19 protein-coding genes are annotated in these 22,601 nt (G+C 43.1%); 11 read left to right on the forward strand and 8 right to left on the reverse strand.

Going from position 1 to position 22,601, the window contains the following annotated elements:
- Nucleotides 1-26 precede the first annotated feature (26 nt).
- From IAQ59_RS07945 to IAQ59_RS07955, 3 genes are all read left to right on the forward strand, one after another.
- On the forward strand, nucleotides 27-968 hold the full coding sequence (locus tag IAQ59_RS07945) for a hypothetical protein (RefSeq protein WP_209330261.1): 942 nt from the start codon (nucleotides 27-29) through the stop codon (nucleotides 966-968).
- 8 nt (nucleotides 969-976) lie between these two features.
- Nucleotides 977-1,348 (forward strand): preprotein translocase subunit SecG, encoded by a 372-nt coding sequence (secG, locus tag IAQ59_RS07950; RefSeq protein ID WP_209330262.1) that lies wholly within the window; start codon nucleotides 977-979, stop codon nucleotides 1,346-1,348.
- Nucleotides 1,349-1,618: 270 nt separating this feature from the next.
- Nucleotides 1,619-2,578, forward strand: coding sequence for a sterol desaturase family protein (locus IAQ59_RS07955; RefSeq protein ID WP_209330263.1), 960 nt, complete (start codon nucleotides 1,619-1,621; stop codon nucleotides 2,576-2,578).
- A gap of 56 nt (nucleotides 2,579-2,634) precedes the next feature.
- Here the strand turns inward: IAQ59_RS07955 and IAQ59_RS07960 are convergent, their stop codons facing one another.
- On the reverse strand, nucleotides 2,635-3,345 hold the full coding sequence (locus tag IAQ59_RS07960) for a hypothetical protein (protein ID WP_209330264.1): 711 nt from the start codon (nucleotides 3,343-3,345) through the stop codon (nucleotides 2,635-2,637).
- A gap of 340 nt (nucleotides 3,346-3,685) precedes the next feature.
- Between IAQ59_RS07960 and IAQ59_RS07965 the strand changes: the two genes are divergently transcribed.
- From IAQ59_RS07965 to IAQ59_RS07975, 3 genes are all read left to right on the forward strand, one after another.
- Nucleotides 3,686-3,964, forward strand: coding sequence for a co-chaperone GroES (locus tag IAQ59_RS07965; RefSeq protein WP_209330265.1), 279 nt, complete (start codon nucleotides 3,686-3,688; stop codon nucleotides 3,962-3,964).
- A 42-nt stretch (nucleotides 3,965-4,006) separates the two neighbouring features.
- Entirely contained in the window at nucleotides 4,007-5,641 is a 1,635-nt protein-coding gene (gene groL, locus IAQ59_RS07970; protein ID WP_209330266.1) for a chaperonin GroEL, read from the forward strand.
- Nucleotides 5,642-5,810: 169 nt separating this feature from the next.
- The gene (locus tag IAQ59_RS07975; RefSeq protein WP_209330267.1) at nucleotides 5,811-6,188 is read left to right on the forward strand and encodes a response regulator; all 378 of its coding nucleotides are present in this window, start codon (nucleotides 5,811-5,813) and stop codon (nucleotides 6,186-6,188) included.
- A gap of 11 nt (nucleotides 6,189-6,199) precedes the next feature.
- Here the strand turns inward: IAQ59_RS07975 and IAQ59_RS07980 are convergent, their stop codons facing one another.
- The 7 genes from IAQ59_RS07980 to IAQ59_RS08010 form a co-directional block, all read right to left on the reverse strand.
- Nucleotides 6,200-7,654, reverse strand: a complete 1,455-nt coding sequence (locus IAQ59_RS07980; protein WP_245189494.1) for a TolC family protein — start codon at nucleotides 7,652-7,654, stop codon at nucleotides 6,200-6,202.
- Between the two features lie 23 nt (nucleotides 7,655-7,677).
- Entirely contained in the window at nucleotides 7,678-9,030 is a 1,353-nt protein-coding gene (locus IAQ59_RS07985; protein WP_209330268.1) for an HlyD family secretion protein, read from the reverse strand.
- Nucleotides 9,031-9,034: 4 nt separating this feature from the next.
- Complete coding sequence (locus IAQ59_RS07990) at nucleotides 9,035-10,747, reverse strand: peptidase domain-containing ABC transporter (RefSeq protein WP_209330269.1); 1,713 nt, start codon at nucleotides 10,745-10,747, stop codon at nucleotides 9,035-9,037.
- The gene (locus IAQ59_RS07995; RefSeq protein ID WP_209330270.1) at nucleotides 10,737-11,417 is read right to left on the reverse strand and encodes a TetR/AcrR family transcriptional regulator; all 681 of its coding nucleotides are present in this window, start codon (nucleotides 11,415-11,417) and stop codon (nucleotides 10,737-10,739) included. Before IAQ59_RS07995 ends, IAQ59_RS07990 begins: the two co-directional genes overlap by 11 nt.
- 170 nt (nucleotides 11,418-11,587) lie before the next feature.
- Entirely contained in the window at nucleotides 11,588-11,977 is a 390-nt protein-coding gene (locus IAQ59_RS08000) for a DUF983 domain-containing protein (protein ID WP_209330271.1), read from the reverse strand.
- A 2-nt stretch (nucleotides 11,978-11,979) separates the two neighbouring features.
- Nucleotides 11,980-12,186: a hypothetical protein gene (locus IAQ59_RS08005; RefSeq protein WP_209330272.1), complete on the reverse strand. Its 207-nt coding sequence runs from the start codon at nucleotides 12,184-12,186 to the stop codon at nucleotides 11,980-11,982.
- Nucleotides 12,187-12,220: 34 nt separating this feature from the next.
- Entirely contained in the window at nucleotides 12,221-12,721 is a 501-nt protein-coding gene (locus IAQ59_RS08010; RefSeq protein ID WP_209330273.1) for a DUF4920 domain-containing protein, read from the reverse strand.
- A 244-nt stretch (nucleotides 12,722-12,965) separates the two neighbouring features.
- Between IAQ59_RS08010 and serA the strand changes: the two genes are divergently transcribed.
- From serA to IAQ59_RS08035, 5 genes are all read left to right on the forward strand, one after another.
- Nucleotides 12,966-14,858 carry a phosphoglycerate dehydrogenase gene (gene serA, locus IAQ59_RS08015; RefSeq protein WP_209330274.1) on the forward strand — a complete coding sequence of 631 codons (1,893 nt, stop codon included), beginning with the start codon at nucleotides 12,966-12,968 and terminating at the stop codon, nucleotides 14,856-14,858.
- Nucleotides 14,859-15,412: 554 nt separating this feature from the next.
- Nucleotides 15,413-16,336: a universal stress protein gene (locus IAQ59_RS08020; RefSeq protein ID WP_209330275.1), complete on the forward strand. Its 924-nt coding sequence runs from the start codon at nucleotides 15,413-15,415 to the stop codon at nucleotides 16,334-16,336.
- 91 nt (nucleotides 16,337-16,427) lie between these two features.
- On the forward strand, nucleotides 16,428-17,360 hold the full coding sequence (locus IAQ59_RS08025) for a DUF4412 domain-containing protein (RefSeq protein ID WP_209330276.1): 933 nt from the start codon (nucleotides 16,428-16,430) through the stop codon (nucleotides 17,358-17,360).
- A gap of 22 nt (nucleotides 17,361-17,382) precedes the next feature.
- Nucleotides 17,383-17,880: a dihydrofolate reductase gene (locus IAQ59_RS08030; protein ID WP_209330277.1), complete on the forward strand. Its 498-nt coding sequence runs from the start codon at nucleotides 17,383-17,385 to the stop codon at nucleotides 17,878-17,880.
- Nucleotides 17,881-17,970: 90 nt separating this feature from the next.
- Nucleotides 17,971-22,581, forward strand: coding sequence for a PAS domain S-box protein (locus IAQ59_RS08035; RefSeq protein WP_209330278.1), 4,611 nt, complete (start codon nucleotides 17,971-17,973; stop codon nucleotides 22,579-22,581).
- Nucleotides 22,582-22,601 lie beyond the last annotated feature (20 nt).

Consider the following 22,601-nt stretch of genomic DNA (forward strand, 5'->3'; position numbering starts at 1 on the left):
ATTTAACAAAACAAATTAAGCAAGGTGTGACAGCAAAGGAATTCTTAGCAGTGGTAAATCGGGGAAATAACCTACAGGAAGGAGACCTAACCCAGTCCCTTGACCTTATTGCTGCCTATCCCTATTTTACGATTCCTCGCATCTTGGCAGCAAAGATTGCCGTATCCCAAAAAAATGAAGCAGCTTCCGAGTTCATATCCAATGCAGCAGTACGAGTTCCTAACCGAAGCCGTCTCAAGGAGTTGGTATACAGCGAATGGGGCTTTATAAATCCTGCACCTGACGGCTTGGACATAGCGCTGTCAGTTACTGAGCAAGTAAATGTAGCGGAACCAGAACCAACCACCGATACACAGCACCCTGCTATGGAATCTGAGTCCGGGGAGAAGGAAGCAGAGGACGCTTTACCGAATCAAATCGACGGAAATGGGAAGGATTTGGAAGAAAACGAGGTTCTTGTCGATAAAAGTCCTATAGATGCAATTTCCAAACGCCAAGAAGTACTTAAGCAATTGGAGAAAAACCTGTCCAAATTGCAGGAAAATGTTCAGGCTGAACCTGTAGGCCCGCTTGGGACGGAAGAAGCAGAACCTAAAACACATCAGAATAATAGCGGCAATTCTGAGCCGCGGGTTAACGAGTTGCTAGAAGCGATCAAAAAGAAGGAGAAAAAAGAAATCCCCAATGAGAAAGGAAAAGCTCAGATTGAACTGATTAGTCATTTTACCAAAAAAAACATCCGCTTAACGCCCCTGCCAAATCCGGATGGTTCAGGGCCGGTTCTTGAAGACCTCTCCATCAGCAGCACTAAACTCAACGACTCCATGGTGTCTGAAAGCTTTGCTAAGCTATTGGTAAAACAAAAAAAACTTCGGGAAGCCAAAAATATTTATGAGAAGTTACAGTTGAAATATCCAGATAAAAAAGCTTACTTTGCGGATTGTATTAAGAAATTGAATATAAATTAACGAATCACATGTTTACTGTATTTATTGGTATCATCATCGTTCTCGCCGTATTATTGATATTGGTGATCTTGGGTCAAAATTCAAAGGGCGGAGTCGGTGCTGCATTTGGAGGAAGTGCCTCTCAGATAATGGGCGTAACCAAAACCGGAAATATTTTAGAAAAGGCTACGTGGGTGTTAGCTATCTCCATACTTGCTTTGTCACTTGCTTCTTCTGCATTTAAGGGTACGAGTAGTAGCAGCATTACATCCCCAAACATTGAAAATGCCCGCAAACAAATATTAACGCCAAGTTTTGACGAAAATTCTTTATTGCCTACTCCGCAGGAAGGCGAAGAAGCGGTGGAAGAGACACAAGAAGGAACATCCGAGCAAGAATAGACACACTGCTTTCTAATCGAACGATATCCTTCGGAAACTTCTGAAAAAGCAGAAAATGCTCTTTCAGAAGTTTTTTTTATAACCAGACTTGCCTCTTTGATTTTACAACCCCAATTGATTCAATTCCATATTTCTTGCAACACTTACGCCACTTGAACAGTACATTCAAGAATCCCAAATCTTTGTTTGATTCACTTGACGCATTGATAAAAAAGATATTTTTTTGTACCTTTCACCCTACTCATAACTAATCAAAATCTATCATACCTTATGTTCGAAAACCACTTAACCATGCAGGATTTGGGAACTGAAAATTGGCCCAACATCATCATGTGGGCAGCTCCAGTCATGTTTCTCCTTGTTTTTGCAGAATGGGGATTAAGCTTGTATAAAAATAAAGACACCTACGACGGCAAAGACTTTTTAGCAGCTGCTACCATCGGTCTTGTCAATGTTGGAATAAGCGCACTCATCAAAGTGTTTACATTTGGTCTTGCCCTGTTTTTCTGGAATATCAGCCCTTTTAGGATCCCTGCCACATGGTGGTCCTTTATTCTTTGCTTCTTTGCAGTAGATTTTGCGAGATACTGGGCACACCGCATTTCGCACGAGCAGCGCTTTTGGTGGGCTACCCACATCACCCACCACAATTCCAAAAAATACAATTTCTCGGTTTCCTTTCGTTTGGGGTGGACCCAGCATATTAAAATTATATTTTTCGTTCCAGTAATGTTCATGGGATTTGATCCTTTTGTTTTCTTCATCTGCCATCAGATCGCTGTTTTATACCAATTTTGGATTCACACGGAGTACATTACAAAATTGCCAGCACCTATTGAGTACTTCTTTACCACGCCGTCCCACCATCGGGTACACCACGCTAGTGACGCCCATTACCTAGATAAAAACTACGGATCTACATTTATTATCTGGGATCGTATGTTTGGCACATTCATGCCCGAAAAAGAGCGTCCTACCTATGGAATAACGAAAAATGTGGACTCTTACAACCCCGTTTATTTGGTTTTCCATGAGTGGATTGACATATTCAAAGATCTCAGAAAAGCTGAAAGCTTTTCTGAGGGTTATCAGATACTGTTTGCAAAACCGGGAGCAGAGATCATCAAAAACAAAGAAAAAGAACGTCAGCTGGCTGTAGAAAAAGCAGGAGTTAAGCCCACACCTATTTTGACAAGGGAAGAAAAATCACTTTTGAAGAAAAAGGATTAAGCGCGATCGGCTTTCATGATCGAATGTATGACAGTCAATGCCTAAGTGGAAATCACTTAGGCATTGACTGTTTTTAATAGAAGGCGCTTGCTTATGGGAACCAAGCTTTCTTCAAATGGCACCAAGTTTTCAGAGTGAATACGCCACGCGGAGGGGTTGGGAAGATCTGTAAAACGCTTGGCAAGATCCAATTTGATTTTTTGAAGCGTATTTACGAGTGAATACCGAGCCTTTTCTACAAACCGCAGCGCGATCCCTCTCAACAAGTCCCCACTTTGATGAAAAATACTTACGGTGTATCGGTAGATAAAAATATCCTTATTCCGCTCGAAGGTTAACAATGCATAGCCTTCCCGCTGATATATCGGGGTGATCCCCACCGGCTCAATGGCTATTCCCCTTTCGATCAAGTCATAAATCGCCTTTCCATCCTCAATGTGATGCTTGATCTGCGGCAAAGCAAAATCCACAATGGACTGCATTTCTTTGATCCATTCATCATCTTGTACCCTTTCTTGATAAGATAACTGTAGCCTCTCCCATTCCAGTCCCTTCACTGTTTTGGGAAATGATGCTTTCAGCTGGGATTTCCCAGACTCCAACGCCTTTAGCTTTTCGTAATGCTGAATTAACTCGGCAAGTGGCGGATAGAGTTTGACTTCCCTAAACTGAACGTTAACATGCTGCAGATAGGCAAGTAACATGTATTTTTTATATTCAAAATCCATCCAGCCTTCTGACAACCAATTTTCTGACAAGGTAATCATATGCGTTTTCTGTCTATTTCGAAACCCCGTACAAAGATCACCATTTACACTGCATGGAACACCCTGTATGACATTTTATCCCTAACGTTGCCTAAATACGGGCAATTCCCGATGATTAACGGCCTTTAATCAGACAAAAGTTAGCAAAAACTGACATGCCGATCAATACCTTGACGAAAAAATGTCAGACTAATTTTCGGGTTATACGGTAAACCTGACATGCCTTCTCTCCAAATTGCGACGATATGGCAGTATTTATAACGCCAAATCAATTGGCATAATAAGTGCAATGTGGGACTTTGTAATTGTTGAAACTTAACTTTATAAAATAGCTAAACAAATGTCTAAAGTGAACATTAAACCTTTAGCAGACCGGGTTTTGGTAGAACCTGCTGCAGCCGAAGAAAAAACAGCCTCAGGCCTTTACATTCCTGACACTGCAAAAGAAAAGCCTCAGAAAGGCACCATCGTAGCAGTAGGCAACGGCAAAAAAGATGAGCCATTGACAGTAAAGGTTGGTGACACCGTACTATACGGTAAGTACTCTGGCACCGAGCTAAATGTTGACGGTACGGATTATTTGATCATGAGGGAGGCCGATATTTTCGCGATCCTTTAATCATTCATCTATTCAGAAAAACTAAATTAAAAAGAAAAGAAAATGGCTAAGGAATTATTTTTCAAAACAGACGCTAGAGATAGGTTAAAAAAAGGCGTAGATGCGCTTGCAGACGCCGTAAAGGTTACCTTGGGACCCAAAGGTCGAAATGTAATCATCGATAAAAAATTTGGAGCACCTGCTATCACCAAAGATGGTGTTACAGTGGCCAAGGAAATTGAGTTGGAAAATGCCATCGAAAACATGGGCGCCCAGTTGGTAAAGGAAGTAGCTTCCAAGACCGCCGACGACGCCGGTGACGGTACTACAACAGCGACCGTCCTTGCGCAATCGATCTTTTCCGTTGGAATAAAGAACGTAGCGGCAGGCGCGAATCCAATGGATCTGAAGAGAGGCATTGACAAAGCGGTAGAAGCGGTAGTAAAGTCCCTAAAGGATTCATCCAAGCAAATTTCTACCAGTAAGGAGATTGCACAAGTAGGAACCATCTCAGCCAACAATGACGAAGAGATCGGAAACATGATTGCCGATGCGATGGAAAAGGTTGGAAAAGATGGTGTAATCACTGTAGAGGAAGCAAAAGGTACCGAAACCGAAGTAAAAACGGTAGAAGGTATGCAGTTTGACAGAGGATACCTTTCTCCTTACTTCACCACCAATACCGAAAAGATGGAGGCTGAACTGGAGAATCCTTTCATCCTTATCTACGACAAAAAGATCTCTGCGATGAAGGAGTTGCTGCCCGTATTGGAGCCTGTAGCACAATCCGGACGACCACTTTTGATCATTGCTGAAGATGTAGACGGAGAGGCTTTGGCTACCTTGGTAGTGAATAAAATCAGAGGTGCATTAAAAGTAGCTGCGGTGAAAGCCCCAGGTTTTGGAGATAGAAGAAAAGCCATGTTGGAAGACATCGCTATCCTAACCGGCGGAACGGTTATTTCTGAGGAAAGAGGATACAAGTTGGAAAATGTGACGCTAGACTACTTAGGTACGGCTGAAAAAATCAATATCGACAAGGATAATACCACGATCGTGAATGGTTCTGGTGAAAAAGAAGCCATCCAAGGTCGAATCAACGAGATCAAAACCCAGATCGAAAAAACTACTTCAGACTACGACAGAGAAAAACTACAGGAGAGATTGGCTAAGCTTTCCGGTGGTGTGGCTATCCTTTACATAGGAGCCGCTACTGAAGTAGAAATGAAAGAGAAAAAAGATCGCGTAGACGATGCACTGCACGCTACCCGTGCAGCGGTACAAGAGGGTGTCGTTGTGGGTGGTGGAGTAGCCTTGATCAGAGCAGCAAAAGTGCTGGATAATCTGAAAGGAGCTAACGATGACGAAGATACCGGTATCAACATCATCCGTCAGGCGGTAGAATCTCCCCTTCGTACCATCGTAGCTAACTCAGGTGGAGAAGGATCCGTTGTCGTAAACAGAATCAAAGAAAGCGAAGGAGATTTCGGATACAACGCCAGAACTGACAAGTATGAAGATCTCTTCGAAGCGGGTGTAATCGATCCTACCAAGGTAACACGATTGGCGCTGGAGAATGCATCTTCAATCGCTGCGTTACTTCTTACCACCGAGTGTGTAGTTGCTGACATCAAAGAAGATGCTCCTGCAGGAGGACAGCATATGCACGGAGGAGGCGGAATGGGCGGAATGATGTAATCTCGTTCACTTCGTGATATTTCTTGCAGGGAGGTCTAAAAACCTCCCTGTTTTTTTTATTTTTGTTTTTAATTTTACACTCTTGTACAGTTTGACCGTATAATCCAAACGTTTAACTACACCCGGTCTTCCTTACATACTGATTTTATACATTACAAGCACGCTATCAATGCATTTGTTCGACCTGATTGTTTTAATTGACGATGATCCGATAAATAACCTTATTAACAAACGGTTGATCAACAAACTGCATATATCCCCTGCTACCAAAGATTTCCTTGAAGCTGAACTTGCACTCTCTGATATTCAGTCCAAAGATACCCAGCAAAAACTACTGATCTTAGTAGACATCAACATGCCTGTGATGAACGGATGGGATTTTTTAGAGGAGTATGCACAATCCTGCATCGGCAGAAAAGATACGATTATCATGCTGTCCAGCAGCATCGATTTCCAGGATAGGCAGCGGGCCAAAGAATTCCCCTATGTAAGCGGTTTTATCGAAAAGCCACTTACGTTTGAAAAATTGAAACCACTAATCGAATAACGAAAAAAGGGTTATTCTTCGAATCCAATACCCGCCGCGACGCGGACTTTTGAAATGGCTATTTTTTGGTTCGCGTTGATGGAGTTCAACACAACCAAGGCGTCAAATAGGGATATCTCCCTTGCGTTAATTAGGAATAATGAACTCTCTCCCATTTCAAAACGGATACGCTCACCTTCCAACAGACGCTGCAACCCTTTGATATTGTTATCAAAGGTCACCAGTTGCCTTCCCAGCACCAAATAACTATTGTATTCCTTCTCTAAAGTAGCCAGTAATTTCTGAACACTTAAATCCCGCTTATAACGAGTCATGTTTATCTTTGCCCGTGTAGCACCCAAAGCGCCTCTTTCCTTCCTCAAAAACAATGGTGTGCTGATACTTATCCCCCATTTATAATCATTTTCAAAAAAAGGACCTGTCTCCAAGGGGCGCACAGATTCGGAAAGAAAATTATAATTGACCTTTACGGTCGGCTTTAGCTGTTCTGCTTTCCAACGTCTGTCAATATCCAAAAACTCCAAGTCGTAATCCAACAGCCTTAACTCCGGATGATTGGGAAGCATACTCCTCAACTCTACAATATCTACGACATCGGAAACCTCTGTGGTCAGGCTCATCGGTGATATTTCGGGATTTAAAAAAATGGGATTTTCGTCTGCATCCCACAGGAAAACATTTAGCTCTTGTGTCTTTGCGAAAAATGCGTTTTCCGCGTTTTGCAGCCGGATAGTACGATTCAACACCTGCGTATAAGCTTCAACGGTATCTATCGCAGGCAGGTCTCCAAATTCAAAACTTGACTTGATCGCTTCAAATCGTACTTGAGCCAAGCTTACACCCTCCTGAAATACCTTGAGATCTGCGTATGCCTTCGCCCAATCCCAATAGGCAAAAGTCGCATCCAAATAAAGGTTATTTAATAAAAACCTCCTCTCCTCTACCGTGGCATCGGCATATACCTGCGCCTGTCGTAAAGCCGCTCTTCTTCGGTCAATAAAGAGCCCCTCACCTAAGTTGATCGACGCTCCTGCTGCTAATAGCCCATTCTGGGGCACGGTATTTTCCGCATTCAAATACGTACCCATATTTTGCTCAAACACCCCCTTAAGCTCAACACCGGCGACCGTCGGAACGACAATTCCTCCCTCTCGTTTGTTGTAATACTGCGTATTGCTGTATTTCTTTTCATTTTGATCTCCGTAAATTATCGGATCAAAGCCTCCCCGGGCCATTCGTAACTCTTGTCTGCCCAATTCCAATGTAAGATCCCCTTGCTTTGCCAGCGGATGAAAATCCCTCACCCACACCAGAAAATCCGAATAAGTGAGTGTTTCTTGCGCAAGCGTCCTGTGGCCACTAAACACCAGGAATAGTATGCAAAAAACGGGGATAAATAAAAACTGCCTTCGTTGGTTCGATGGTTCGGATGGTGTCAGCACTTTTGAATCTAATTTATTAGACAAACAATGATTATTCTTCCAAGGTCTCACTTTTTTGCACTGATTTCCTTCACCTCCTTCAAGGTATAAAAATCAGCAGGGAACCCATTCATCTGTCGCCATATCTCGTACCAAATCGGCACATCGTTTAGCAAGGCGATTCCGTCAGCACCGGAGCCTAGTCGCAGGGCTTCCGGCCAAGCTTCTTCGTCGGGATCGGGGACCACCAGAATCCGGTACATATTATTCGCACTGGTGAAATTATCGATAGCATACACCTGACCACCGAAGGTACCGTTGGATAGCTGAGGCCATCCGGAAAAGACGATTGCAGGCCAGCCGTCAAAGATAAAGCGTATCTTGTTCCCCAATTTAACCAAGGGTAAGTCAATCGGTGCCACGTATAACTCAACCGCCAAAGAGTAATCCTCTGGCATGATACTTACGATCTCGGCACCTTCCTTAATCGTCTCCCCCAAACCTACCTGTATCGCCTTGGTGATATACCCGGATTGCGGTGCCAGTACATAATACATACCCGAGCGAACGGTGTAGTTTGACAATTGGTTTTCCAGCTTGGTTACTGTTGCTTCCGCATCATACTGATCAGACAAAGCCGTATACCGGTCCGCATTTGCCTTAGCAAGCTTATCTCTAAAATCGTTATCGATTGCATTTAGCTCTATTTGTGCGGTTATTTGAGCATTTTTGCTACTTAATAATTTATTCTCCGCACTGATTTTCTTCGCCAGCGCCTCTTGGTATTTGATCTTTCGTTGTTCAAACTCCGTGAGTGACTTCAAACCTTGATTGTAAAGCATTTCCATCCGCTCCAGCTGCACCATGGCCACCGAAAGATTCAGCTTTTCTGCCTCAAGCACAATGCTATCCGATTCTACGCCTAATTTGGCTTGAACGAGCCGATTCTCTGCCTGTTCCTTTCTGAGTATGTTATTATCGGCTAATGCATTGATCTGATTTGCCTGTGCTTTGACTTTTTCCTCATAGGAGAGAACCGCCATCGCCTTTGCCTCTACCTGTCTCTGCGTACGTAGCAGCAGTTCAGGGTCCATGTACTCATCCTTTATCTCCGATATAAATAGGATGGTATCGCCTTTATTTACAAAGTCGCCCTCTTGCACATACCACTTTTCAATCCTTCCCGGAATAATCGAATGTACGGTTTGTGGTCTGTGTTCCGGCTTCAAAGCTGTCACCATCCCCCTAGATCTAAAGTTTTGGGTCCATGGCAAAAAAAGCAGAACAAAGGCAACCAAAAGACAATACCAAAGAATCCGTACCCGTTTTCGGCTTTCATCGTGGGGAATGGTCTGCCTATAACTGTCAAATGAATAGGGATCGATTCGATCCTTAACCGAATTATTTGAAATATTTAGCATAATCTTACGAGTTCTTACCTTCCAAATATAACTTGTATGCGCTATAAGTACCTTTAAAGACTATTTCACCCCGGTCCAGTTCGATGATTGTCTGCGCACGCTCCAACGTTTGCTCCTGATTAGAAACAGCCACCAAGGTCCACGGACCACCAAATATGTAATCAAGCAGCTTTTTCGAGTCCTTTTTATTTAAGTGATTAAATTCCTCCTCCAGTAACATTAGTTTAGGAGCGCAGTAAATGCTTCGTGCCAACACAATCTTACTGATCACCGCATGGCTTAGCTGTTTTCCCTCCGGAAGCAGCATCGTTTCCAAATCATCCTTGAGTCCGAAAACGTATTCGTCTAACTCCACAAGCTTTATTATTTCCCGAAGCCTCTGTTCGTCGCCAATTCCCTTGCCTACCGTGATATTCTCCCGGATCGTCCCATAAAAAATCGATTGGTGGGATAAACTATCTCCGATCATTCCCCTCAGTTTTTCCAACGCAATTGCCTCTAAAGGAAGTTTATTGATTATAATATTGCCTGAATAACCTTCTACTAGACCTGCCATCAGATATAACAGAGAACTTTTACCAGAGCCACTCTTTCCTGTAACGACAACTTTTTCCCCTTCGCCTATTTCCAGATTTATCCGATCCAATATGGGAACGTCCATTCCATCCGGGCGGTAGGTAAGATTCCTTAATTCGTAAGTCAGTCCATCGTTTGTAATCTTCAAAGGCTTATCAATCCCTTCAGTACGCTCTAGATCCATATCCATGATCAACCCGATCTTTTGGGTAGCAGTGAGCGTATCATATACCACTTCCAAGCTTAAAATCAACTTTTCCACTGACCCGATGATCAATACGATTATGATTTCAGCCGCCACAAATTGTCCGATACTTATCTCGTCATTCATCAACAAAACACTTCCTGCCACCAATAAGGACACCACAATCAACGCCTTAAAGGCAATCATAATCTTGTATTGAAAAATAAGGACGGCAAAATGACTGTTTCGGAACCCCACATACTTATCTACCAATCTATCCACCCGCATAAACGGCAGATCTGAAAAACCAGCCAATTTAAATGTCCCAAGTGTGCGCCCTATTTCTTCCAACCAGTATGCCACTTCGTATTTGGCAGAAGATTCCTTCAAGCTTGTTTGCATTCCCTTTGGACTGGTATATCTGAATACCAGGTAAAGAAGCAATAAAAGAATTACTGCAAAAATGATAAAGAACTCGTGATATACTGCCAGAAGAATCAGCCCGAAAAACACCTGTAGCGTGGCCGTACTGAAATCAATCAAAATTTTCGATACGCCCTTTTGGAGATTTATGGTATCAAAAAACCTATTTACAAGTTCTGGAGCATACTTTCCTCGGAGCGCCTCTAGCTTTATACGCGGTAGCCTGTACGCAAACTCAAGCGCCGATTTACTGAATATCCGCTGTTGCAGTTTTTCTGTAAGATACAGCTGACTGATTTGTAGAAAACCTCCAAAAATAACCCCCAAAGCAACAATGGCTACCAAAAGGGTCCAAGAAGTTGTCATCCTCCCTCCTAATATGAAATTCAAAATAGCCTGTATGCCCAAGGGAAGGGAAAGGGATACAATTCCGTTAAGGACTGCGTAGAAATAGATCGCATAAACTTCTTTTTTCTCTTCCTTTAAGAGGTTAAAAAACCGATTCAAAGGCGTTTGCAGGTAATCAGCTTTCATTCTTCAGGGTTTTAAATATCAACTCGTTGTAAAAATCCACCTTTTCATCTCCCACTAAACCAACCTCTGTCATCGCTGGCATATGCTTTCGGAAATAAGCGTGCAGCAGCGTGGCTTCCATAAGTGTCGATATCAAGGTCTTGGGATATTTATAGGATGGATTGATTTCCTTTACCAATGCTACCAGTCGTGCACTCAGCCGGTGGAAATGCTTGAAGTAACCATTCTGGTTTTCTATGTCCACCTCCTTTGTCAAGAACGACTTATAGGATTCTTCTGTTACTATCTGCGTCAGCATCTCGGGATCCAAGTATTGGTTCTTTTTGGTATGGGGCCCTTCTACCAACAATTTTATCGCTATACGCATTTTTTCGTAAGGGTCGGCTAAATTGGAAATATAGAAGACCAAGTGATGTTCAAGCCAACCCCAATACCAAGCAGTCAGATAGACCAACAGCTTATGCTTATTTTCAAAGTACCGGTAAATCGCTCCCTCTGTGCTGCCCACACGATCTGCCAATTTCTTAAACGTGAAGCCCTCCATTCCCAGATCAGCAATCAGAAACAGGCTCTCATGAATAATTTTCTTGCCCAGTTCCGAGCTAAGTGGGTCCTTTAGATAAACCTCATCGGTAACCTGAACCACAATTGAATTTAAAATTTGATCCATAGACAAGCCATTAAACTAACTAACAACAGGTGTATACGACTTTTGTTGTGGTAAGTTTTACTAACAATTAATAAATTTCAACTTTTTTGATTTTTTTTTAGCGAAAAGCAAATGAATTACTTAGTTAGCTATGAAAAAAATAATCGATTCGTGACCCAAATGGGATAACCTTAATATCCTCGGAACTTAATTCGACCAACCCCATACAAATAAAGCACTTTTGAATACCGAAGCATAAGAGGTAGTAGGAGCACATTGAATACCACCACACTTCCTATGTACAGCATCAGTGCGGGGTCTTCAAACAATACGTTCAACGCCACCATAATACTGATAAACAACGCTACAGACAGGGCATAGCTAATATACATGGCACCGTAAAAAAAATCAGGTTCCGGGGCAAACTCTTCACCGCAAACTGCGCATTGCTTATTAACCACTGTCAGCTTTAAAAAACTGTAAACGGGAACCGGAAAAAGACCGCCGCGCCGACAACGGGGACACTTGCAGCCTATCAGCGCACTGGTCAGACCGGGCACCTCTTTGTCAATATTACTCATCGTTATTCAATTATTTCATCTAAATCGTAATCGCTTCCTCTTCCCCATCGCAACAACTCTTCCAATTCGTACTGTTCCAACGTATCCATGTCCTTTACTCGAAAGTTGTTGGCACTGACCTTTTCCAACACTTTCAACGTTCTTACTTCTCCAAAATTGACCAGTCTGTAGGCTCTACCTACTCTCAGATTGTCTAGTGCCAACGGCATAGGTTAACGTGCTTAAAAACAGCTAATATTTAAATTATACACCCTCCTCAATGACCACCCCGAAGGCTTCAAATGCCACGGACTCCTCAGGTTCAGTAATAGCATCAATTTCCACTTGGGGCTTTCCCGCATCCTTTGCATAATGTTTGAGCATATCAACTTCCGTAACCGAAATTTCTGCAACTCCCTCTAACGTGACTGAATATCCTTGAACATTTTTGGGCACAAAAAACGAATAATCTTTAAAAGTAACCCGCATTTCAGAACCGTCGGGGAGTGCTAAGGTCATCCAACATCCCTTATGTGTACACACCTCCTTGATGATACCGGTCACCTTGCCCTCAAAGTTCCCTTCGTGGCGAATATACCCTTGCATTTGGGACAAAGAGTGTGGCGTACGATCACTTAATGGATCTCCATAGACCCCGGTCACGCTGGAAAGAGCTTTCTCATCCAAATTCCCCTTGTCTGACGTTTTGCCGCAGCTAGCCAATAAGGCAATGACGGCATAAGCTAGTAGAATTTCTTTCGACATCTCCAGTTAGTGTAGTATGGTCAAATAACTCCGAAAGATAGGAAAACAGTTTCCATTGACCCGAAAAAGCCCCATCTTTTTTGTCCAGACCCGTTTCAAATCCATCAGGCAGAAAACAGCTCCATGTACCTCTTACCGAGAAGTGGCAAAAGGTCGCTTTCGCTAAAGTAATTTCAAACTAAACCTTCATAATATTTTTTTATCTGTTAATTTTGCGTCTTGTTATAAAAATTTTACCAGCGAAATGACAGTTACGAAGAAATTCATTATTGACTTTGACAGCACCTTTACTCAGGTAGAAGCCTTGGATATATTGGGAGAAATCAGTCTGAAAGAAGATCCTAAAAAAGAAGAAAAACTTCAAGCGATAAAGGATATCACAGACCGGGGAATGGAAGGTAGTATTACCTTTAGAGAAAGCTTAGAGCAACGCCTGTCCTTGTTAAATGCCAATAAGTCCCAAATTTCCGAATTGATCCAAGCGCTGAGAAGTAAAGTATCGACCTCCTTTCAACGTAACAAGGAATTTTTGAGGGAAAATGCCGCTGATATATACATCATTTCAAACGGTTTTAAAGATTTCATTCTGCCCATCGTCGCTGAGTATGGGATCCGGGAAGAAAATGTCTTTGCAAATGAGTTCATTTATGACGATGCTGAACAAATCGTGGACTTCAACCGGGAAAACCCCCTTTCCAAAAACAACGGAAAACCCGAGACCATAAAACGTCTGAACCTCGAAGGAGACATCTACGTGGTGGGTGATGGCTACACCGATTATGAAATCAAGGCTTCCGGGGTGGCCAACAAATTTTACGCATTTACCGAAAATGTGAACCGTCCGAAAGTACTTGCCAAGGCAGACCATGTTGCTCCGAGTTTTGACGAAATACTCTACGTCAATAAGCTGAATAAAAAGTTTTCCTATCCCAAAAGCCGTATCAATGTCCTACTGCTGGAGAATGTGCATCCGGTAGGCATAGAGCTTATGAAACAGGAAGGATACAACGTAGAAGTCGTAAACTCTGCCCTTTCCGAAGAAGAGCTTGCAGAAAAGATCAAAACGGTGTCAGTTTTGGGCATACGATCCAAAACCCAGGTGACCAAAAAAGTTCTCGAAAATGCCAACCGGTTGATTGCGATTGGAGCATTTTGTATCGGCACCAATCAGATTGATCTGGAGACCTGTCAGGAAAAAGGAATCGCTGTATTTAACGCCCCTTTTAGTAACACCCGTTCTGTGGTAGAAATGGCTATCGGAGAAATCATTTTCCTCCGACGAAAATTATTTGACAAGAGTGTAAACTTACATAAAGGCATTTGGGACAAATCGGCCTCCGGCAGCTTTGAAATCCGAGGAAAGAAACTGGGAATTATTGGTTATGGAAATATCGGAGCGCAGTTATCCGTGTTGGCTGAAAACATGGGCATGGATGTATATTACTACGATGTCTTGGAAAAGCTAGCGCTCGGAAACGCGACTAAAATCGAATCCCTAGACAGCCTGCTGGAGACCTGTGATGTGATTAGCTTACATGTAGATGGCCGCAAAGAAAACCACAATCTCATCAACCGGGAACGGCTTCAAAAAATGAAAAAAGGAGCCCTTCTAATTAACCTGAGCCGTGGCCATGTCGTTGACATTCCTGCTTTAAAGGATTCCTTAGAATCCGGGCACCTGGCAGGTGCTGCAATTGACGTTTTCCCCTCAGAACCCAAAAACAACGAGGAACCGTTTGAATCCGAGCTGTTGGGACTTCCCAATACCATTTTGACTCCTCACATCGGAGGCAGTACACTAGAGGCACAAATTAACATCGCTAAATTTGTGCCGGGAAAAATCATGGAGTATATCAACACCGGCAACACTTACAACAGCGTCAATTTCCCTAACATCCAGCTTCCATTCCTGCAAAATGCGCACCGGTTGATCCACATACACCAAAATGAACCGGGGATCATGGCAAAAATCAACCAGATCCTGGCGAATCACGAAATCAATATTGTGGGGCAATACCTAAAAACAAACGAGAGAATAGGTTATGTAATCACCGATATCGACAAAGCCTATTCGAGCCGGGTCATCGACGACCTAAAAAACATACAGGGAACTATCCGATTTAGGATGCTCTATTAAGCGAATAAAGCGGGACCATCTAGCAGCTATGCCGGATGATCCCGCCTTTGATAAGAGTCCGGACCTTGGAGTGTTACAAACCTCCTATAAAACAAGATTTGAGCTGCCCTCAGATCGCAACCTTCCACTGTTATCCTGCTGTAAAGCGAGGTCCTAATGACCAAAAGGCCCAAGATGAGGCCTGGTTTTGAAAATGGGCTTCACTCGGCATTTTCATTCATTTGTGAAGTTTGAACATGTCATCGGCCCGAACTCCTGACAAATATACGATGGGAAATCGGTAAATGTAAATTGAAGCACCGAAAGATGTCTATATACCAAGCGACACCCGGCACCAAAAAAGTGAACGCTTTGGCTGGAAAATCGGTCATTTTGAAGAAAAAAGATCACCAATCAATAAGCTATAATTAACCATCACTTAAGCTAATACCCCAAAAATACCATCGCTTCTTGCTATCAAACCCAAAAAGCTATACCTTACAAGAAATAGAGACATTTTTTACAAACAGTATGTTGACGTTATTTTACCATAAGCCAAACGCCGGAAAATCAGCATGTACCAAATCAAAAAACTGATCGTCTGCCTAGACCAGACTGACATGGATGCTACGTTGGTTAAATTTGCCGCATTCATCGCAGAGACAAACCAGTCCAAAAAAATCTATTTTACCAATGTCATCCGCAACCTAAACATTCCGAAGGAGGTGCTAAATGAATTTCCGAATCTGATAGATGGAATGATCGAGGAGCGTAAATCTCAAATGAGGAAGACCGTGGAGGCCCATTTTGGCAAAGGTATCGACGTAGAGATTGCCTATGTTGTCAAAGAGGGGCAGCTCTCAAAAAAAATACTAAAACTGGCCATCGATAAGTCTGCCGATATGATTTTGGTGGGCCGCAAAGTATCCCTTCCTGGTTCGGGAGTAGTCTCGCAGCGATTGGCTCGCAGGGCGAGTTGTTCGTTGATGATCGTTCCCGAAAACAGTAAACCTAGAATCAAGAAACTCTTGGTTCCCAGTGATTTTTCCGATTATTCCAGAGATGCGATGGAAGAGGCCGTCACCATTGCAGAACGAAGTGGGGAAAAGGTAGAAATTGTATGCCAAAACGTGTTTACGGTTCCTTCGGGATACCACTTTACCGGAAAAAGCTACGATGAATTTGCCTCCATTATGCAAACGCATGCAGAAATTAACTTTAAAAAATTTATTCGGAAAATCGACACCAAAAACATCAAAATCCATGCGGTGTACACCAAAGACGAGGATGATGACCCTGTGGAAGATATCATTCGGGTGGCCAAGGAGATCAAGGCAGACGGAATCATTATCGGCGCAAAGGGGCGGACAGCTGCCACTGCACTGTTTATAGGAAGCATGGCCGAGCGCCTCATCCAACTCAACGATCAATTTCCACTATTGGTGACTAGACCAAAAGGAAAAAACGCAGGAATCATAGAATATATTTTAGAGATTTAATCAACTAAGAATGAAAATACTAAAAAACTGCCTTTTTTGAAGTTGATCATTATTTCGTTAACTTTATCCTCATAACCAAACCCACCATACTATGAAAATCTCAACCGTGATTTTTGTTTCGGTATCACTTTTTTTCGGTCCCTTTTTATCGGAGGCCCAACTACTCCGAAGACTTAAAAACGCCGCAGAGGAAGGCGTAGCTCGCGCTGTGGAAAAAAGAGTAGTAAGCGAGGTAGAAAAAGCTACTCAAAGACAATTTGAAAAAGCCTTTGGAAACCTTTATGGAGGCCCGAGAGAGGGCGTAAACTATGACTTTGGTAAAATATTGGAATCTATAAATACCAATGTAGAAATAGCAGATTCGTATACCTTTGTGGGATTTGCCGAAATGGAGGTTACCGGCACGGAATCAAACGGAAAAACTGCCGATCCTGTCTTGATCAAATCCTACTTAAGCAACAATGAACAGCTTACGGGGATGGAGTTCATCGACCAATCCGATACGAAAACCAAAGAGCGCTCGGTGATGATTTTCGACTTTCAGCAAAATGCAACGATCATGCTGGTAGAAGAAGGCGAAAATAAGACCCGGATGGCCTTCGGCCTAGACTGGCAAAACATGATGGAAAACATGGGTGGCGTAGCATCGGAAGAAGAAAGTGACGATTATAAGTTAGAAGACTTCACCTTCGAAAAAACGGGCAACAGTAAGACCATATTAGGCTATTCTTGTGAGGAATACCTCGCCCAAAATGAAGAGATGGAGGCTTCTTATTGGATCAGTACAGAACCTATCGCCGGACTCCAATCCTTCTGGGGAAAAAACAGTCCATTTCTAACCCAACGCATGAAGTCCGAAAACAAAGTCACCTTGGATAGATTTCCCGATGGGAGCCTGATGGAAATGTATTTTTCGAGCAAGACAGATAAATCCACCTCCCAATTCACCATGGTAAATATAGAAACCGACCGTTCACAAACCTTTGTGATGGCGGATTACAAAAACGCCTTAGATCCACAATAATTCTAAACAGAAAAAACACTCTTTGAAAGTATCCATTATCGTCGCCAAAGCGGAAAATAACGCTATAGGCAAGGCCAACGGTTTGCCTTGGCACCTTCCTTCCGACTTAAAACATTTTAAAGAAACTACAAGGGGACACCACGTGATCATGGGACGAAAGACCTTCGAAAGCTTGGATAAACCGCTCCCCGGAAGGACTCATTATGTAGTTACTCGAAATCAGCATTTCAACGTGCCGGAGGGTCATGCGGTCTTCCACTCCTTAGAAAGCGCGCTAGAGGCTGCAAGAGCCAAAGAGCTTCGTACTGTCTTCATCTTGGGAGGAGCAGAAATCTACAGGCAGGCCTTACCCTATACGGACGAACTTATTATAACAGAAGTTCATGCCAATCCGGATGCAGATACCTTTTTCCCTGAATTCAACCTGAACGATTGGGAAGAAACAGAAAGGAAGAAGGTAGATCATAGGCTTACATCGGATGAATACAGCATGGATTTTATTGTCCTGAAACGAAAATAAGTCGTTCGATGCGTAAAATATCCATCAACCCTACAACTAATTGAGAATGAATCGCTAATTTTAATTCAATGACTCTAATTGCCTTGGGATATGAAAAAGGTTAGTGATGGAGAAAGCAGGAAATCAGAGGAACAACAACTTTTAGCGATTACAGAGTCGCTGACTAAGTCGGGCACTTGGAAGCTTTGTTTGCTCACAAACAACATTGAGTGGTCCGCGGGAGTATATCGGATGCTGGGATATGAACCCGGCGAGTTTGTATTGGATTTTGCCTCTGCAGTGGAAGTTATCCATCCCGAGGATCGAGAGCGGGTCTTCGAACACATGGAGGCCGTAGTCAATGGAATAACGGCCTACAATATTCGTAAACGGTTAGTGCGGAAGAATGGCCAATTGGCCTACATAGTATCCAAGGCAGAGGTGATCCGTGACCATGCCGGAAAGGCAATTCGCCTAATTGGAATTTTTCAAGATATCACCGAATTTACCGAGAAAAAACAAGAACTTCGAAAAATATTAAACAGCTCATTGGATCTTATATGCGTGTTGGATATGGAAGGTCGCTTTTTGCAGATAAACAAGGCTTCCAACGATATCCTGGGGTACAGTCCCCAAGAACTAAAGGGGCGCCACTTCTCGGAATTCCTTAATCCAGACCATATAGACCAGGCCAGCGCATTATGGGCTCAATTGATGCTGGTCAAAAAACTAAAAAACTTCGAAAATGCGTATCTGCACCGGGCCGGGCATTTGGTTCCATTAATCTGGACAGCCCATTTTGATATAGAACAGGAGCGTGTTTATTGTGTTGGTCGGGATGTAAGCGAACTCAAGGATGCAGAGCGACTTATCGCGAAAAATGAAAGACGCTATAAATCGATGATCCAAGAGGGCGGCGATTTTGTGGCTATTCTTAGCAAAAAAGGCACCTTCGATTATGTCAGTCCAACCTATCAGCGCATCCTAAACTATGCGGAGGAGGACCTTTTAGGGCAGTCCGCCTACGCTTTTATTCATCCGGAAGACCGCAACCGGGTAAAAGAAGAAATTTCACAGATCATTTATGCGCAAAGTTCCATCACCTCCCCCTACAGATTTCGAAAAAAAACCGGGGAATGGCGTTGGATCCGTACCACTTTGGCGGATTTGTCAAATGACCCGGATATACAGGGCTTTATTGCCAATAGTAACGACATATCAGATATCGTATATGCCAATCAAAAACTGAAAGAAAGCGAAGCCAGGCTAAGGGGCTTGTATGAGTCCCAAACCAATTATGTAATCCGATTAGATCTCGATGGTAGGTATACCTATGTAAATAAGAAGTTTCAAGAAGAGTTTAGCGGTAATTACAGGGGTAGAGAAATGATTGGAGATTTCTTTTGGCAGGCCATCCGAGAATACCATCTCCAACAAGTAAAGGAAACCATAGCCCAATGTATCCTGCAGCCTGACACCGTTCACAAGATTGAAATTGATACGCCTACCAAAGACGAGGGTACCACGAGCACATTATGGGATTTCATCTGTGTGAAAGACACCATGGGAAACCCATTTGAGCTACAGTGTATAGGGATTGATATCACGCAGCGGGTTCAATCTGAGAAGATGCTCAGAGATAGTAATGAACGGTTTGAACTGATCAACAAAGCAACCAATGATGCCATTTATGACTGGGATATAGAGAAGGACACCTTCCAATGGGGCGAATCCTACGGACGAATTTTCGGAAATAATCCAGATCAAATACCCTCTTCGATAAAAGAATGGGAGAACATCCAACACCCGGTCGATGTTGAAAAAAACAGGGAAGAATGGGTAAAATTCATGGGGGATCCTTCCCGACTAAAATGGCAGGAAGTCTTTAGGTGGAGAAAAGGAGACGGAAACTACGCCTTTGTAGAAGAGATTGGTCACTTGGTAAGAAATCGTCTAGGTAAACCCATTCGCATGGTAGGTGTAATGCGGGATATTTCCAACACAAAAAAAAGTGAACTTGCTCAGCTCTACCGACATAAAATCTCAACACTCTTCAATACTGGTAGTTCACTTTCTCTTGTATTAAAGGAAACACTCCGGATGTTTTTCGAGGACAACGAGTTCCTTTTAGGAGAAATCTGGGTTAAAAGCGATGACAACGATAGTCTGTCCCTAGCCGCATTTTGTTCAGAAAACCCACTTCCTTGTCACGAAAAATACATAGGATCAAGAAAAAAAATCAGCCGAGGAGAAGACGTTCCCGGTTTGATATGGAATCTCAAACAATCAAAAACTTGGGAAAACCCGAAAGAAAACCCCTCTTTTCCACAAAAAGAGCTGCCCCAAAAGGATAGACTGAGGTGCTGTATGGCATTCCCGGTAATCCAAGGCGAAAACCTGGTGGGAGTACTCGTTCTTTACAGCGCGGAAGCGCTCGCCGATGTTCACTATCGACTCGAAATCATCGAAGAGGTGGTTGATTACTTGGGTGGCGAGATCAGACGTAAACAACAAGAGGAACAGATGAGACTGCTTTTTGAGTGGTCGCCGGATATTCTGGCAATTGCGTCGCCCAAAGGGTACTTCACCAAAGTCAATCCAGCCTTATGCACGTTGCTAGGATATACTGAGAAGGAAATCTTATACCAACCATTTACAAACTTTGTACATCCCGACGATCGATCAGCGACTTCTATGGAGTTTTTGGAAACAAGTACAGGAGTCAGACAGGCAACTAATTTCATCAATCGCTACAGAACCAAGTCAGGGGCTTACAAATATATTTCTTGGGGATCCTCCACACCCTTTGGAGATGACGGGTACTTATTTTCCTATGGTAAGGATGTTACACCACTTTTTGAACTTCAACGAATGCTTGCCGAGGCTTCGGAAATGGCCAAAGTAGGTGCTTGGGAAATCGACTTTGTGAATAATACACATAAATGGTCCGCTATGACGCGGGAGATTTTTGAAGTTCCTGCAGAATATGAACCTGGACTTGACACTGCAATAGCCTATTATCCGGAAGACTTCCGGAATTTTATAAGAGAAAAAATCAACAGAGCCATAGAGTTTGCAGAGCCTTTTGATTTTGAATCAAGCATCACCACCGCACAGGGAAAAGAAAAATGGGTGCGAATAGAAGGTAAGGTAGAAGTGGAAGAGGGTCAGGTCGTGCGTCTTTATGGCAGCGTCCAGGACATTCACCAACACAAAACAGACCAACAGGCGATTCGGCAAGCACTAAATGAACGGAATAATATACTGGAAAGTATTGGTGAGTCGTTCTTTTCTGTAGACAAAAGCTGGAAAACCCTATACTGGAACAAAAGTGCCGAAAACCTGCTGCAGGTTCCACGTAGTCACGTGGTTGGAAAAAACATCTGGGAAGCGGTGCCAGAACTCCTAAAGTATGGACTCCTGAAGAAATGTCAAATAGCTTTGGAAACAAAAGTCTCCCAGCAGATGGAAAGCCACGACGCCGTTTCAAATAGGTGGTTGGAGATTGGAATTCATCCTAGGTGGGACCAACTAGGCGTTTTTATTCGCGATATAAGCAGTCGAAAAAAATCGGAGCGGGAAATACATATGTCCAATGAGCGGTTCCAGAAAATCGCCGACGCCACAAACGATGCCATTTGGGACTTTGATGTGCCCAAGAATTCCCTTTTTTGGGGTAAAGGGTTCGAAAACCTATTTGGATACAAATTACACGAAGTAAACCCTTCTCTGGAATATTTGATCAGCCGGATTCATCCTGGTGACAAAGAACATATCATCCAAAAGATCCAAGAATACATGCAGCCATCCTTCCCAACCAACCATTGGGTGGAAGAATATCGATTCATGCGGGCAGATGGATCATTTGCCCACGTGGTCGATAGGGCGATATTCATACGGGATACATTCGGAACCGTAGTACGGGTGCTGGGAGCTATGACAGACATTTCACATCAAAAAGAATATGAAAATTCCCTCAAAGCACTCAATTCCCAATTAAAATCAAAAATTGAAGAACTCGCTATCTCCAATCAGGAACTAGAACAATTCGCTTACGTCGCATCCCACGACCTGCAAGAACCGCTGCGAATGATCACAAGCTTCTTGGGACAAATCGAACGCAAATACGGCAAACTCTTGGATGATAAGGGCAGGCAATACATCAACTTTGCTGTAGACGGCTCTAGGAGAATGCGGCAGATTATATTAGATCTGCTTGAATACTCGCGAGTTGGCCGCGAGCAGGATCAATTGGAGGAGGTCAGTATTTCGGAGATTGTAGAAGAAACAAAACTACTTTTCCGGAAAACGATCGAAGAAACGAACGCGGTGATCACCACTGAAAACCTGCCGATCGTAAAAGGCTTCCAAGTGCCCCTTCGACAGGTCTTTCAGAATTTGATCAGTAACGCCCTCAAATACCGCTCACCCCATAGAAGCCCTGTCATTCATATTGGCAGTATAGACAGTGGTAATACCTACGAAATAGCGGTACAGGACAATGGAATCGGAATAGAACCCGAATATTTTGACCGGATTTTTATCATATTTCAGCGGCTAAATCAGGAACCTACCCTTCCTGGTACTGGCATGGGACTGGCAATCACCAAAAAAATCATTGAAAACTACGGGGGGACGATCTGGCTGGAATCCAGGCTAAATGAGGGAACCACCTTCCGCTTTACAATCAAAAAAGAAGTGGGCAAAAAACCGTTAAAATAATCAAAACTCCATTTATTTTT

This window comes from Lunatimonas salinarum, assembly GCF_017811155.1.
GTDB lineage: Bacteria > Bacteroidota > Bacteroidia > Cytophagales > Cyclobacteriaceae > Lunatimonas > Lunatimonas salinarum.